This window comes from Rhodococcus sp. USK10, from assembly GCF_019378875.1.
In the GTDB taxonomy this organism is placed as follows: domain Bacteria; phylum Actinomycetota; class Actinomycetes; order Mycobacteriales; family Mycobacteriaceae; genus Rhodococcus_F; species Rhodococcus_F pseudokoreensis.
Map to the genome: position 1 here is coordinate 8,117,354 of NZ_CP076048.1, position 15,210 is coordinate 8,132,563.

Consider the following 15,210-nt stretch of genomic DNA (forward strand, 5'->3'; position numbering starts at 1 on the left):
CGACTCCGGGCCCCGCGGACTGCCGTTAGCGTGTGTCTTCGTCCAGCTCACACGCACTATCGACGAAGGAAACCATGGTGGTGAATCCGACTCCCCTCCCGACGGCGTCACGCAGTTCCCGTGCCGACCATGCGCGCAGATTCGCCGACCTGCTTCGTCAGCAGATCCACGCGGAGTCCTTCGCCGAGCGCGGATTGCCGTCGGAGTCGGAGCTGGCCGCCGAGTTCGGCGTGTCGCGCAACGCGGTGCGCGACGGGCTGGCACTGCTGAAGCAGGAGGGGCTCATCGACCGAGCCCCGCGCGTGGGAACCCACGTGGCACAGCGCAAGTACGACCACGGCCTCGACGCCCTGCTGGGGCTGAAGGAGACGCTGAAAGGGCACGGCGAGGTCCGCAACGACGTCCGCGCCGCCGTGGAGATCGCCCCGCCGCCCGCCGTCGCCCGACGGCTGCAGTTGGAGCCGGGCGAACCCGCCGTGTACATCGAGCGGGTGCGGTACCTCGGCGACCTCCCGCTCAGCCTGGACCTCACGTACCTCGTCCCCGACATCGGTGCCGAGATCCTCGGCCGCGACCTCGAAACCAACGACGTGTTCGCGCTGATCGAGGAGGTCTGCGGTCAGCCGCTGGGTTCCGCCGATCTGGCGATCGAGTCCGTCAACGCCGACGCGCACTCCGCCGCGAACCTCCAGACCCCCGAGGGCGCGGCGCTCCTGCTGCTCGAGCGCCTCACCCGGCTCGTCGACGGACGGCCGGTCGACCTCGAATACATCCGCATGCGCGGTGACCGGATCACCATGCGCAGCAACCTCGTCCGCAGACCCGACATCACGAACTGGGAGCTCACCTCATGACCTTGGTCAACCAACGCGCCGACGTACCCGTCACCATCGACGAGTCGCTGTGCATCGAGGGCTGCACCCTGTGCGTCGAGATCTGCCCACTCGATTCCCTCGCCATCAACCCGGAGAACGGCAAGGCGTTCATGCACGTCGACGAATGCTGGTACTGCGGCCCCTGCGCGGCGCGCTGCCCGACCGGCGCGGTCACCGTGAACATGCCGTACCTCCTCCGCTGAGCGAAAGACCACACAGATGAAGCGACGTTTCCCCACCTTCGCGATCGCCGCCGCGGCACTGACACTCGTGGCGACGAGTTGCTCCCTCGAACCGTCGGCAGGCAACGGCGACGCGGTCACCGTGGTGATCGGGTACCAGTCCAAGACGATCAACACCGTCACCGCCGGAACCCTGCTGCGGGCGCAGGGCTACCTCGAACAGCGTCTGCAGGACGTCACGGAACGGACGGGGACGAAGTACTCAGTCGAGTGGCAGGATTACGACACCGGTGCGCCGATCACCGCGCAGATGGTGGCGGAGAAGATCGACATCGGATCGATGGGCGACTACCCGATGCTGATCAACGGCTCCCGCACCCAGGCGAACCCGCGCTCGAAGACGGAGATCGTCTCGGTGACCGGATACAACCCCGAGGGCGCGCTGAACATGGTGGTGGTGCCGCCGAACTCACCCGCGACCACGCTCGGCGACCTGGCCGGCAAGAAGGTGTCCGCGAGCGTCGGATCCGCGGGCCACGGGACCCTCGTCCAGGCACTCGACCGCGCCGGAATCGACCCCGCCACCGGCGTCGAGGTCCTGAACCAGCAGCCGCAGGTCGGATCGTCGGCACTGGAATCCGGTCAGGTGGCCGCGTTGTCGCAGTTCGTCGCGTGGCCGGGACTTCTCGTCTTCCAGGACAAGGCCAAGCTGCTGTACGACGGCGCCGAACTGCACACCCCGACCCTGCACGGTGTGGTGGCCCGGGAGGCGTACGCGGACGAGCACCCCGAGGTACTCGACGCGTTCCTCCGGGCACAACTCGACGCCACCCGGTTCGTGCAGACTGAACCCCTCGAGGCGTCGCGGATCGTCGCCGACGCCAGCGGGCTGCCGCAGGAGGTCGTGTACCTGTACAACGGCCCGGGCGGCACCTCGTTCGACACCACGCTCAAGCCCGGTCTGATCGGTGCACTGAAGAACGATGTGCCGTATCTGAAGTCGATCGGCGACTTCGCCGACCTCGACGTCGACGGTTTCGTGAACGACGCACCGCTGCGGTCGGCATTCGAGGCGGACGGGCAGGACTACGACACCACGCTCGCGTCCACCGCCAACCCCGCCGCCGTCACCGGTACCGACCCCGTGTGCGCCGCGCCCGCGAGCGACCCGGCGTTGGCCGGGGAGGTGTGGTTCGACGGCACCGGCGAGACCCAGCCGGCCGCGAACCCGACCTGCCTGCTCCGGGCGGTGAAGCAGGCCCGCGCCGAGGGCCGCACCGTGCGCGCCGGCTACGTTCCCGACGCCGAACTGGGCACCCGATGGTTCGCGGACAAGGCCGTGTGGGTGCGCGACGGCGACACCTTCCTGCCGTTCACCACCGGCGCCGCGGCCGACCGCTACCTGAGGGCGCACCCGTCGGGTGCCGTGGTCACCTACGACCGCGCCGTCGAGGAGGTCCGGCCGTGACCACGCTGGAACAACCGGAAGTCCTGCCCGGCACCGAAGGTGTTGTGGAAGAACATGATCCGGAGACCCGCCGACGATCGTCGCCGTGGCGGTCCCGGCTCGTGCGGGTCGCCTCGGTGCTGGCTGCGATCCTCGCGTGGCAGCTGCTCACCGCTTACGACGTCCGGTTGTGGCTGCGGTTCGACACGCTCCCCACCGTCACCGACGTGGTGTCCGCGTTCGGCACCCAGCTGCAGACCGATCTGTTCTACCTCGACCTCGGACAGTCGCTGATCCGCATTCTCAGCGGATTCGGACTCGCCACGGTTATCGGGGTGGCCACCGGAATCGCCCTCGGCAGATCGGAACTGTTCGCCGACGTCCTCGGCCCGCTGACCGAACTCGCCCGGCCGATCCCCGCCATCGCGGTCGTACCCGTCGCGATCCTGCTGTTCCCCAGTGACGAGGCGGGCATCGTGTTCATCACGTTCGTCGCCGCGTTCTTCCCGATCATGGTGAGTACCCGGCACGCCGTCCGGGCCCTCCCCACGCTGTGGGAGGACTCGGTGCGCACCCTCGGCGGCGGACGCTGGGACGTGCTGTCCCGGGTGGTGCTGCCCGGGATCCTGCCCGGCGTGTTCGGTGGACTGTCCGTCGGGATCGGGGTCGCCTGGATCTGTGTGATCTCCGCCGAAATGATCTCCGGCAGGCTCGGTGTCGGGTACCGCACCTGGCAGGCGTACACGATCGTCGACTACCCAGGCGTCTTCGTCGGCATGATCACGATCGGCATCCTCGGATTTCTCACGTCCGGGGCGGTCGAACTGCTCGGCAGGCGGGTCACCCGCTGGCTGCCACGAGGGGAGCGCGCATGACCGCCACCGCCGGAACGTCCGTGGCCGCGGGCATGTCGCTGGTCCTCGAGGATGTCACCCTGTCCTACACCGGGAAACCCGTCATCCGTTCGCTGTCGCTGACCGTGGTGCCCGGCGAGATCCTGGTGCTCACCGGACCTTCGGGGTGCGGCAAGTCGACGGTGCTGCGGGCACTGGCGGGCCTGCTGCCGCCCGATTCGGGGCGGGTCGTCGCCGACGGCGCCGCGGTGGAGTCGACGTCCCGGGACCGGGCGGTCGTGTTCCAGGACAACGCGCTGCTCCCGTGGCGCACGGTGCGCTCGAACATCGAACTGGCCCTCGCACTGCGCGGCGAACCCCGCAAGGGGCGCCGCGAGACCGCCGATCGCTGGATCGCGGAGGTGGGTCTGACCGGCTTCGGCGACTTCCTGCCGAAGAACCTGTCCGGGGGCATGCGCCAGCGGGTGCAGTTGGCGCGCGGCCTCGCCGGGGCGCCGCGGGCCGTGATGATGGACGAACCGTTCGGCGCCCTCGACACCCAGACCCGCGGCGTCATGCAGCGACTGCTCGTCGACACGTGGAGCACGCACCCGACGACGGTGGTGTTCGTGACCCACGACGTGGACGAGGCGGTGCTGCTCGGCGACCGGGTGGCGGTGCTGGGCCGGGCGGGTGAGCCGCTGCGGGCCCTCGTCGACATCCCGCACCCCCGCGACCGCGACCACCTCGACCATCCCGGCACCCGTGCCGCCCGCGCCGACGTCCTCGGCGCGCTGAACCACACTCCGGAGACCTGATGGACATCCCCGATCTCGCCGACACCGTCCGCCTCGACTGCGACGTCCTCGTCATCGGCGGCGGCACGGCAGGCACGATGGCGGCGCTGACCGCCGCCGAGAACGGTGCGAATGTGCTGCTGCTCGAGAAGGCGCACGTGCGCCATTCCGGGGCGCTCGCCATGGGAATGGACGGTGTCAACAACGCCGTCATCCCAGGCAAGGCCGAACCCGAGGACTACGTCGCCGAGATCACGCGCGCCAACGACGGAATCGTCAACCAGCGCACCGTGTACCAAACCGCGACCCGCGGTTTCGCGATGGTGCAGCGCCTCGAGAAGTACGGCGTCAAGTTCGAAAAGGACGAGTACGGCGAATACGCGGTCCGCCGGGTGCACCGCTCCGGTTCGTACGTGCTGCCGATGCCCGAGGGCAAGGACGTGAAGAAGGCGCTCTACCGGGTGCTGCGGCAGCGGAAGATGCGCGAGAAGATCCGCATCGAGAACCGGCTGATGCCCGTCCGGGTCCTGACGGAGAACGGCCGGGCGGTCGGCGCCGCGGCGCTGAACACCCGCACCGGCGAGTTCGTCGCGGTCGGCGCGAAGGCGGTCATCCTCGCGACCGGCCCGTGCGGCCGGCTGGGACTGCCGGCGTCGGGGTACCTCTACGGCACCTACGAGAACCCCACCAACGCGGGCGACGGCTACTCGATGGCCTACCACGCGGGCGCCGAACTCAGCGGCATCGAATGCTTCCAGATCAACCCCCTGATCAAGGACTACAACGGCCCGGCCTGCGCATACGTCGCGAACCCGTTCGGCGGCTACCAGGTCAACGCCGAGGGGGAGCGGTTCGTCGACTCCGACTACTGGTCGGGGCAGATGATGAGCGAGGTCAAGAGCGAGATCGAATCCGCCCGCGGCCCCATCTATCTCAAGGTCAGCCACCTGCCGGAGGAAACACTCGACACGCTCGAGTCGATCCTGCACACCACCGAACGCCCCACCCGCGGCACGTTCCACGCGAACCGCGGGCACGACTACCGCAGCCACGACATCGAGATGCACATCTCCGAGATCGGCCTGTGCAGCGGGCATTCCGCGTCCGGGGTGTGGGTGGACGAGCACGGCGCGACCACCGTCCCGGGGTTGTACGCCGCCGGCGACCTGGCCTGCGTCCCCCACAACTACATGATCGGCGCATTCGTCTACGGCGACCTCGCCGGATCCCACGCCACCGGCACCCTGCCCGACGTCGAGGCGCCGGACGCGCTGCCCGAAGAGCAACTGGCCGCCGCGCACGAGCTGATCTACCGGCCGCTGCGCAACCCGGACGGTCCGCCCCAGCCGCAGGTCGAGTACAAGCTGCGCCGCTTCGTCAACGACTATGTCGCACCGCCGAAGACGGCGACGAAGCTGTCGATCGCCGTCGAGACGTTCGAACGGATGGTGGGAGAGATCGCCGGGATGGGCGCGACCACCCCGCACGAGCTGATGCGCTGCGCGGAGGTCACGTTCATCCGCGACTGCGCGGAAATGGCGTCCCGCAGTTCTCTCACCAGGACCGAGAGCCGGTGGGGGCTGTACCACGAACGCGCCGATCTTCCCGAGCAGCGGGACGACGAATGGGGCTATCACCTGAATCTGCGGCGCGGCGAGAACGGGGACATGGAGTTCTTCAAGCGGCCCGTCGAGCCGTACTTCGTGCCGGTGCCCGGACTCGATTCCCTTCCTCCCGTGGACCGGACCGTCGTTCCCGTCGCTCAGCCGCCGCTGGTCGGCGGCCGGGCGCCGGTGGAGGAACGCTCCCGCATCGCGGTGCCGGTCCGGCAGGAGCCGTCCTCACCGGCCATCGTCGCGGTCCTGGGACTCGACGCTCCGAGCGTCGCCGAACTCGCACCGTATCTGCAGGACGCCGATCCGCAGGTCCGCGTCACGGCACTGTCCGTGCTGACCGAGGGAACACCCGACGGATTCGGTGCCGCCCTCGTCGACGCGCTCGGCGACGGCGCGGTGACGGTGCGCCGCGCCGCCGCCGACGGACTCCGCGAACTCGTCGAGGTGCTGCCGTCCGGCGACGGACTGGCCGAGCACCTGGGGTCGGGCGACGCCGTGGTCCGGGCCGCCGTGGTGGACGTCCTGCGCGCCCTGCACGCGGGTTCGGCGGAGCAGTTCCTGGCCGCACTGTCCGACGCCGATCACCACGTCCGGATCGAAGCGGTCCGGGCCCTGGTGTCGCTCGACAGGTGGGAGTCGGTGGCCGAGGGAGCACACGACGAGAACCGCGAAGTGCGAATCACCGTCGCGCACGGCCTGGCCACCGTCGGACTCGGCGGTGTCGAGACGGTGCGCACACTGGCCGGAGACCGGGATCCGCTGGTGCGCGCCGCCGCGCTGACGGCGTTCGCGAGCCTCGGTTGCCGCGGCGACGACGTCGCGCTCGCGACAGCGGCGCTGCAGGAGTCGGCCTGGCAGATCCGGCAGGGCGCCGCCCGGGCACTTTCCGGTGCGGAACCCGACGTCGCAGTGCCCGCGCTGGCGGACGCCCTGACGGACGCGCACCTCGACGTGCGCAAGGCCGCCGTCCTCGCACTCGGCCGGTGGACCGGCGACCGCGGCGCCGTCGACGCCCTCACCGCCGCACTCGAGGACACGGACGCCGACGTGCGGGCCTACGCCCGCCAGGCCCTCGCCGCCGCCGACCACGTCCCCGTGGCCTGAGCAGGTGAGTGGCGATGCGTGCCGGGGCACACATCGCCACTCACCTGGGGGTCAGACGCTCGCGACGCCCGGCGCCAGGAACCGCTTGCCGTTGACCGCCTCGGACGTGCCGGTGCGGTCCAGGTACGGCGTGATGCCGCCGTTCCAGAAGCCGAACCCGCCGCCGAGGATCAGGCAGAGATCGATGTCCTCGGCCGCCGCGACGACACCCTCGTCGAGCATGATCTGGATCTCCTCGGCGAACGCGCGCCGCGTGCGCTCGAGAACCTCCGCGGCCGTGGACGCCGTGTCGCCCTGCTTCCACAGTGCCGCGACGTCGGGGTCGACGACCTGCGTGCCGTCGGCGCCGTAGCTCCACACGGCCGGCTTCTTCGCCTCGACCAGCGCCTCGAGCCCGGGGGAGTTGTGGAACCGCTCCGGGTACGCCGCGGCGAGGGTCTCGCCGGTGTGCAACGCGACCGCCGGACCGACGAGCGCGAGCAACGTGAACGGGGTCATCGGCATGCCGAGTTCGGCGATGGCGTTGTCGGCCACCTCGAACGGGGTGCCCTCGTCGACCGCGTTCATGACCTCACCGAGGGTGCGGATCAGGAGCCGGTTGAAGACGAACCCGGGCAGGTCGGCGGAACCGACGGCCGACTTCTTCAGCGCCCTGGCGGTGGCGAACGCCGTTGCCAGGGTGGCGTCGTCGGTCTTCTGGCCCTTGATGACCTCGAGCAGCGGCAGCACCGCGACCGGGTTGAAGAAGTGGAAGCCCACCACCCGCTCGGGGTGCTTCAGGTCCGCGGCCATCTCGGTGATCGACAGCGAGGACGTGTTGGTGGCGAGGATGGTCTCGGGGGCGATGTACTCCTCGAGTTCCGCGAAGATCTTCTTCTTCAGATCGAGGTTCTCGAACACCGCCTCGATCACGAAGTCGGTGTTCGCGAACGCGGCCTTGTCGAGCGAGCCGGACACGAGTGCCTTCAGGCGATTGGCGGCGTCGGGGGACAGCCGGCCCTTGCCCTGCAGCTTGTCGATCTCGCCGTGGACGTAGCCGACACCCTTGTCGATGCGCTCCTGGTCGATGTCGGTGAGGACCACCGGCACCTTCAGCTGGCGGACGAACAGCATCGCGAGCTGGCTGGCCATCAGGCCGGCCCCGACGATGCCGACGCCGGTGACCTTGCGCGCGAGCGACTTGTCCGGTGCGCCCGCGGGCCGCTTGGCCCGCTTGTTCACCAGGTCGAACGCGTACAGGCCCGCGCGGAGCTCGTCGGCGAGCAGAAGGTCGGCGAGCGCCTCGTCCTCGGCGGCGAAGCCCTTGTCGAGCGAAGCCGGGTCGGTGAGATCGGTGGTCCGGGCCAGCTCGAGGAGTTCGACGGCCTTGGCCGGTCCGGGTGCGTTGTTCTTGGTCTTGCCCTCGACGATTGCCTTCGCGCGGGCGATCGCGTCGTCCCAGCCCTTGCCCCGGTCGATCTCGGGACGCGCGGGCGTGATCTCGCCGGCCAGAACCTGTGCGGCCCAGGCGAACGACTGCTCGAGGAAGTCGGCCGAGCCGAACACCGCGTCGACGACGCCGAGTTCGAGGGCCTTCTTCGGGGTGAGCGTCCGGTTCTGGTTCAGCGCGTTCTCGAGGACGACGGTGACGGCGTTCGAGGGGCCGATGAGGTTGGGCAGCAACTGCGTTCCGCCCCAGCCCGGAACCAGCCCGAGGAACGTCTCGGGCAGACCCAGCGCGCCCGCGCTCTCGGAGGCGGTGCGGTAGTGGCTGTGCAGCGCGACCTCGAGGCCGCCGCCCAGCGCGACGCCGTTGACGAACGCGAACGTCGGCACGGACGATTCGCGCAGCCGGCGGAATACCTTGTGCCCGAGGCGGCCCAGTTCGAGCGCCTGGTCACGGTTCGTGATGCTCGGAACACCCTTGAGGTCCGCCCCGGCGGCGAAGATGAAGGGTTTGCCGGTGATCGCGATCGCGACGGGGTGGGCGGCGAACGCCTCGTCCAGGGCGGCGTCGAGTGCCGCCAGGCCACCCGGCCCGAACGACGACGGCTTGGTGTGGTCGAAACCGTTGTCGAGGGTGATCAGCGCGACCGGGCCCTCGATGCCCGGTACCGCGACGATCTTGGTGTACGCGTTGGTCACGACCTCGTCGGCGAATGCCGTTGCAATGTCGGTCATCTACTTGGCTCCATCGAAGTTCGGGTTCTCCCAGATCACGGTTCCGCCCATGCCCAGACCGATGCACATCGTGGTCAGGCCGTAGCGGACGTCGGGGCGCTGGGCGAACTGGCGGGACAGCTGGGTCATCAGGCGGACACCGGAGGACGCGAGGGGGTGGCCGCACGCAATGGCGCCGCCCCACTGGTTGACTCGCGGATCGTCGTCGGCGATGCCGTAGTGCTCGAGGAACGCGAGGACCTGGACGGCGAACGCCTCGTTGATCTCGAACAGGCCGATGTCCTCGATCTTCAGACCGGTACGGCCCAGCAGCTTCTCGGTGGCGGGCACCGGTCCGATGCCCATGACGGCGGGGTCGACGCCCTGGAACGCGAATCCGACCATGCGCATGCCGATCGGCAGCCCGAGTTCGAGGGCGGTGTCCTCACCGGCGAGGAGAGCGGCGGTGGCGCCGTCGTTCAGACCGGCCGCGTTGCCCGCGGTGATGCGGCCCGCGGGACGGAACGGCGTCTTCAGCTTTGCGAGGTCCTCGATCGTGGTGCCCGGACGCGGCGGCTCGTCCTCGGTGGCCAGCCCCCAGCCCGCGGCGGAGCGGGTGGCGACGGGGACGAGGGTGTCGGCGATGAAACCGGCCTTGCGGGCGGCCTCGTACTTGTTCTGGCTGGCGACGGCGTACGCGTCGGTGCGGTCCTTGGTGATGCTCGGGAATCGGTCGTGGAGGTTCTCGGCCGTGTTGCCCATGACCAGGGCACTGGGGTCGACGAGACGATCGGCCAGGAACCGGGGGTTCGGGTCGGCGCCCTCACCCATCGGGTGGTGGCCCATGTGCTCGACGCCGCCGGCGATCACCACGTCGTACTGGCCGAAGCCGATACCCGACGCGGTGGTGGTGACGGACGTCATGGCGCCTGCGCACATGCGGTCGATGGCGAAACCGGGGACCGTCTCGGGGAGCCCGGCCAGGATCGCGGCGGTGCGGCCGATGGTGAGGCCCTGGTCACCGGTCTGCGTGGTCGCGGCGATGGCGACCTCGTCGATGCGCGCGGGGTCGAGTTGGGGGTTGCGGCGAAGCAGTTCGCGGATGGTCTTGACGACGAGGTCGTCCGCGCGGGTCTCCGCGTACATGCCCTTGGGGCCGGCCTTGCCGAACGGAGTGCGGATGCCGTCGACGAATACGACGTTGCGTTGAGTTGTGGTGGATGGAGCCACGCGAATTCCTCCTGATGGAGCAGTTTGGTTCCGGATCACGGCCAGGCGTCCGGCCTCCAGACCAGCGTACCCCTACCGTTACTCACGGGTAACTTAATGGGTACCTCATCGGGAATTCACGCGCTCACCCCGCGTGTCGGTGCTCGCGATCAGTCGTCGGCGGAGCTCTTCTGCTCGGCCGCGGCGCGCAGCGCGGCTTCCAGCCGGGGCACGGTCAGCATCCGCTGCCAGGGTCGCGCCCCGCCCGCGTCGAGCACCCGGTCGATCGCCGCCTCGGCGCCGTCCTCGGGAGCCGCCCAGTCCCAGCACAGCCTCCGGACGAGTTCCGGGGTCACCAGGTTCTCCACCGGCACCGACACCTCCGCCCCGAGGGCGGCCAGCGCGGCGCGGGCCGCCGTCAGCCGTTCCGCGGCGTCGGGGTCGTGCCGCGCCCACCGGCTTGCGGGCGGGGGGCCCGTGAACGGCGGGGTCTTCGGGGGAGTTCGGAGTCCGGTAGCGCCCGGGCATCCTCGAGCGCCTGCAGCCAGATCCGGGAATGCCGCCGCTGCCGGGGACCGCCGAACACCGGCAGCGCCCGCAGCGCCTCGATGCTGCGGGGGTCCTTTGTCGCGGCGTCGATGATCGCCGAATCCGGAAGCACCCGGCTGGGGGAGACGTCGCGTTTGCGGGCCAGGTCCTCGCGGGCCTGCCACAGGGAGCGCGCGGCGGCGAGTTGCCGCTGCGTCTTCAGCGACGTGATGTGCGACGTCCGGCGCCAGCGGTCGGGCTTGGGCCGCGGTGGCCCGGCGAGCCGGATGTGCTCGAATTCCTGTGCCGCCCAGTCGCTCTTGCCCTGCTCCTCGAGTTCCGCGGCCATCACGTTCCGCAACTCGACCAGGACCTCGACGTCGAGGGCTGCGTAGTTCAGCCACGTGTCGGGCAGCGGACGCTTCGACCAGTCGGCGGCGCCGTGCCCCTTCCGCAGTTCGAGGCCCAGTGTCCGCTCGACGATCGCGGCGAGGCCGACCCGATCGAACCCGGCGAGGCGCCCCGCGAGTTCGGTGTCGAACAGCGTCGCCGGCGCCAGACCGATCTCCGCGAGACCCGGCAGATCCTGGTCGGCGGAGTGCAGGATCCACTCCAGCGGATTGATCACCTCCGCCAGCGGGGCGAGATCGGCGGCGGTGGGGATCGGGTCGAGGAGCACCGTCCCCGCGCCCTCCCGGCGCAGCTGCACGAGATACGCCCGCGCCGAATAGCGGAAGCCGGACGCCCGCTCGGCGTCGACCGCCAGCGGCCCGGTGCCCTCGCTCAGCGCGGCCGCGGCCTTCGCGACACCCTCCGCGGTGGTCACCACGTCGGGTACGCCGTCCCGGGGTGCGAGCAGGGGTACTACCTGCCTGCCGGGTTCTTCGGCGGGGACGGGTGACGAGGCGTCGTCGGTGACTTCGGACATGACAGCTGACTCTACGTCTCTTCGGGATTCCCGCAGCGCACCGGCGGGTTCACGGCCGGTTCCCCGCTGCCTCGACGAGCTCGTCCAAGGCCGCCGGAAACGCGTCGGCGAGGTCCCAGAGGTGGGGCGCGAGTTCCGGGCAGCTCATCAGGCCGACGTCGAGTTGACCGTTCAGCGACATCACCGTCACGTTGAGTCCCGCGCCGTGGAAGATCGGGCCCAGCGGATACATCGCCCGGATCAGGGCGCCCAGGAAGTACAGCGGGACCGTTGGCCCCGGCACATTCGAGATCACCAGGTTGTGGACCACCGGATGCCGTTCCGCCAGGCCGAGGGTCGAATAGAGGCGCATCGCCGTGCCGAACACGGCCTGGCCGGCGAACTGCGACCAGTCCTGCAGCAGGCTCGGGCCGAGCGTCTCGTTGTGTTCCTTGGACGTCGAGTTGTGCTCGCCGATCGCCAGCAGACGTTCGGCGGGATCCTCGATCTGCGTGCCGAGTTGGGTGAACATCCCGGACACCTGGTTGGTGCCGGGCCGGTCCGATTTTCCGTGGACCGACACCGGGACGATCGCGACCAGCGACTTGTCGGGCAGTTCCCTGCGGCTGCGCAGGTACTTCCGCAGTGCGCCCGAGCACAGGGCGAGAACGACGTCGTTGACCTTGACGTCGAACGCGTTCTTGACCGTCTTGACCTTGTCGAGGTCGAGCTGGGTGAACGCGAGATTGCGGTGGCTGGTCAGCGTGCCGTTGAGGGACGTGCGCGGTGCGGTGAACGGCGCAGGCATCGCCTCGCCGCGCCGGGCCCGGCCGATCCAGCGGGGCAGCAGCGTCAGGCTCTGCGGGACGATCCGCAGCAGTTTCGCGGGCCGGGACGCGACGGCGAGCAGCCCGCCCACGGCGATGTCGAGCGTGCTCGCCTGCCCCGCGCTCTCGGCGGAGTCGTCGCGGTCGGGCCGCGGGGCGTCCGGTTCGAGGCCGCACAGCTGGGCCATCATGTTGGCGCCGGTGATCCCGTCGACGCCGGCGTGGTGCATCTTCGACATCACGGCGACGGAACCGTCCTCGAGGCCCTCGATCACCCACATCTCCCACAGCGGCCGGGCGCGGTCGAGGGGGATGCCCGCGATGTCGCCGCACAGTTCGGCCAGCTCGTCGCGGCCGCCGGGGGCGGGGAGGGCGACGCGGTGGCAGTGCCGGTCGATGTCGAAGTCGGTGTCCTCGACCCACACCGGGTGGTCGAGGTTGAACCTGGAGTCCTGCAGCTTGCGCCGGAACGCGGGAATCGCCTCGGTGCGGGCGCCGAGTTCGGCCTTGAGTCCGGCGAACGTGTAGCCGCCGGGAATCGTCGAGACGTCGAGAACGATGACTCCGCAGACGTGGAGGAGTTGCGTCGACGTTTCGAGATAGAGGAAGGACGCGTCGAGACCGCTGAGTCGCTGCATGAACCGATACTAGAACACGTTCTAGAATCTGGTCCAACGAATCGCGGGACCGCGAGGTCCGCGCGACGGTGGGTCGACGAGGCGGCGCTCGGTGCCGTTCTCGATCCGCCCGCGCAGAGGTGTGGGGCGCGCAACCGCGCGATTAGAACATGTTCTACGGTGGGAGGTATGACCCGAGGCTTCGTACTCCGGCAGGCCGTCGGCGCCGCACTCGCCGCCAACGCCCTGCGTCCCCTGCCCGGCGCGCCCACCTCGGTGGTCGCCTTCTTCTCGGGGTGGCTGACCACCGAACTCGCACCCCACCTCCTCGCCGTGACCGCCGCCGACGCCGCCCAGCACGCGGCCCGTCACGGAACGCGGACCCGCAGCGACCGTGTCGGTCTCGCACTGGCCGCCGCCTCCGCCGCCGGGCTCGCCGCCGTCATCGCGACCGGCCGGGGCGCCGGAGCCGAAGCCGAATCCGCGCTCGTCGAGACGCTCGGCGAGAACTACACCGACCGCGACCACGCCATCGACCATCCCGGGCGACCCGTGTGGCGGCAACTCCTCAACCCGTTCTGGATGCGGAACAAGGCCGTCACCCGGGTCCGCAACCTCGCGTACGGGCCGGGTGGGCGCCGGGCCCGCCTGGACATCTACCACCGGCAGGACCTGCCGTCGACGAGCCCGGTCCTCCTCCAGATCCACGGCGGCGGCTGGGTGATCGGGAACAAGGATCAGCAGGGTCTGCCGCTGATGCTCGAGATGGCCTCGCGGGGATGGGTGTGCGCGGCCGTCAACTACCCGCTGTCGCCGAAGGCGAAATGGCCGGAACACCTGATCGCGATCAAGCAGGCCCTGGCCTGGCTCCGGGAGCACGTCGAGGAGTACGGCGGCAACCCCGACTTCATCGCCGTCACCGGCGGTTCCGCGGGCGGCCACCTCGCCGCCATGGTCGGACTCACCGCGAACGACAGCCGGCTGCAGCCCGGATTCGAGGACGTCGACACGTCGGTCCAGGCGTGTGTCCCGTACTACGGCGTCTACGACTTCGCGGGCGACACCGGAATCAAGGCGGTCCTCCAGCGCGTGCACTCCGGACTGATGCCGATGGTGCTCGGCAAGAACGCCACCTTCCCCGACGATTACCGGGCCGCGTCGCCGCTCGCGCACCTCCGGGCGGACGCGCCCCCGTTCTTCGTGATCCACGGGACGAGCGATTCGCTCATTCCCGTCGCCGAGGCGCGGATCTTCGTCGACGAACTGCGGCAGGTGTCCGACAACCCCGTCGTCTACGCGGAACTGAAGGGCGCGCAGCACGCGTTCGACGTGTTCCCCTCGATCCGCAGCATCTCGGTCACGCAGGCGGTCGGGCGGTTCCTGGAATGGTCGCGCAGCGCCACCACCGACGTCCCCGCCGCGGGCACGGCCGCAGGTACCGAATCAGCCTGACTACTTGCCGCCGAGCGTCTTCAGCTGCGCCACCCCGGCGGGCGGCAGACCGGCCGCGTACGCCAGCACCTCGCAGAACGCCTCGACGTGCGCGGCCAGTTCGACCGACGTCGCCGTCCACGACGCGCGCAGTTCCAGCTGATGCGCATGCGGGGGACCGGCGATGTCGCCGTAGCGCACCGACGTCGTCGCCGTCACCGTCCCGCCGAGCGCGTTGAGAGGTTCGTGGCGCGACTCGAGTGCGTCGACGAGCCAGCTCCACGCCACCTCGGGAAGGAGCGGGTCGGACGCCACCGCGGCGTCCAGGTCGGCCTGGATGTAGGCGACCAGCCGCATCGTGCCGTTCCACGCCTCGTCGCCCTCGGGGTCGAACAGGAGGATCAATCTGCCGAACGCGTCACCCTCGCTCTGTTCGGCGACGACCCCGGTGTCCTCGTGCACGACCTCTGCGCCGACGGCGTAGCTGAACGGAGCGAGCCGTTGCGGGGGCCGGATGGGACCCAGCTCGATGTCCGCACGGACCTGCGCGGAATTCATCGCTTCGACGGCGGCGCGGAACTCGGCCGGTTCGGCGGGTGATCCCGAAGTCGTCACAGCTCGGGACGTTAGACCCGGACCCTTGCATCTCGTCGGAGGCGCGCCGAGCAGGGCCGATCGGCGGCGGAGCCGCGGCATGG

11 protein-coding genes and 1 pseudogene are annotated in these 15,210 nt (G+C 70.0%); 7 read left to right on the forward strand and 5 right to left on the reverse strand.

From position 1 onward, the window contains the following. Positions 1-74 precede the first annotated feature (74 nt). Genes I1A62_RS44185 through I1A62_RS44210 form a run of 6 tightly spaced genes read left to right on the forward strand, consistent with a single transcriptional unit; the run spans position 75 to position 6,854 of the window. Positions 75-854 carry a GntR family transcriptional regulator gene (locus I1A62_RS44185; protein WP_087555854.1) on the forward strand — a complete coding sequence of 260 codons (780 nt, stop codon included), beginning with the start codon at positions 75-77 and terminating at the stop codon, positions 852-854. Further along, a complete protein-coding gene (locus I1A62_RS44190) occupies positions 851-1,078 on the forward strand; it encodes a ferredoxin family protein (RefSeq protein ID WP_005240903.1) in 228 nt (75 codons plus the stop codon). The genes I1A62_RS44185 and I1A62_RS44190 overlap by 4 nt, the downstream gene beginning before the upstream one ends. A gap of 16 nt (positions 1,079-1,094) precedes the next feature. Beyond that, positions 1,095-2,525, forward strand: a complete 1,431-nt coding sequence (locus I1A62_RS44195; protein ID WP_219458187.1) for an ABC transporter substrate-binding protein — start codon at positions 1,095-1,097, stop codon at positions 2,523-2,525. Further along, positions 2,522-3,379 (forward strand): ABC transporter permease, encoded by an 858-nt coding sequence (locus tag I1A62_RS44200; RefSeq protein ID WP_219458188.1) that lies wholly within the window; start codon positions 2,522-2,524, stop codon positions 3,377-3,379. The genes I1A62_RS44195 and I1A62_RS44200 overlap by 4 nt, the downstream gene beginning before the upstream one ends. Next, complete coding sequence (locus I1A62_RS44205; RefSeq protein ID WP_124392952.1) at positions 3,376-4,155, forward strand: ABC transporter ATP-binding protein; 780 nt, start codon at positions 3,376-3,378, stop codon at positions 4,153-4,155. The genes I1A62_RS44200 and I1A62_RS44205 overlap by 4 nt, the downstream gene beginning before the upstream one ends. Beyond that, complete coding sequence (locus I1A62_RS44210; RefSeq protein ID WP_219458189.1) at positions 4,155-6,854, forward strand: fumarate reductase/succinate dehydrogenase flavoprotein subunit; 2,700 nt, start codon at positions 4,155-4,157, stop codon at positions 6,852-6,854. The genes I1A62_RS44205 and I1A62_RS44210 overlap by 1 nt, the downstream gene beginning before the upstream one ends. Before the next feature lie 51 nt (positions 6,855-6,905). Here I1A62_RS44210 and I1A62_RS44215 read toward each other — a convergent pair whose 3' ends face one another. From I1A62_RS44215 to I1A62_RS44230, 4 genes and pseudogenes are all read right to left on the reverse strand, one after another. Beyond that, positions 6,906-9,014, reverse strand: coding sequence for a 3-hydroxyacyl-CoA dehydrogenase NAD-binding domain-containing protein (locus I1A62_RS44215; protein ID WP_124392954.1), 2,109 nt, complete (start codon positions 9,012-9,014; stop codon positions 6,906-6,908). Continuing rightward, positions 9,015-10,223: a thiolase family protein gene (locus I1A62_RS44220; protein ID WP_124392955.1), complete on the reverse strand. Its 1,209-nt coding sequence runs from the start codon at positions 10,221-10,223 to the stop codon at positions 9,015-9,017. A 149-nt stretch (positions 10,224-10,372) separates the two neighbouring features. Further along, positions 10,373-11,658, reverse strand: a pseudogene (locus I1A62_RS44225) (HRDC domain-containing protein). 49 nt (positions 11,659-11,707) lie between these two features. Further along, entirely contained in the window at positions 11,708-13,102 is a 1,395-nt protein-coding gene (locus I1A62_RS44230) for a wax ester/triacylglycerol synthase family O-acyltransferase (protein ID WP_219458190.1), read from the reverse strand. Positions 13,103-13,270: 168 nt separating this feature from the next. On the opposite strand from I1A62_RS44230, the gene I1A62_RS44235 reads away from it, so the two are divergent. After that, on the forward strand, positions 13,271-14,533 hold the full coding sequence (locus tag I1A62_RS44235) for an alpha/beta hydrolase (protein WP_219458191.1): 1,263 nt from the start codon (positions 13,271-13,273) through the stop codon (positions 14,531-14,533). Here the strand turns inward: I1A62_RS44235 and I1A62_RS44240 are convergent, their stop codons facing one another. After that, positions 14,534-15,127, reverse strand: a complete 594-nt coding sequence (locus I1A62_RS44240; RefSeq protein WP_072942294.1) for a DUF3000 domain-containing protein — start codon at positions 15,125-15,127, stop codon at positions 14,534-14,536. It abuts the gene before it with no gap. Between the last annotated feature and the right edge of the window lie 83 nt (positions 15,128-15,210).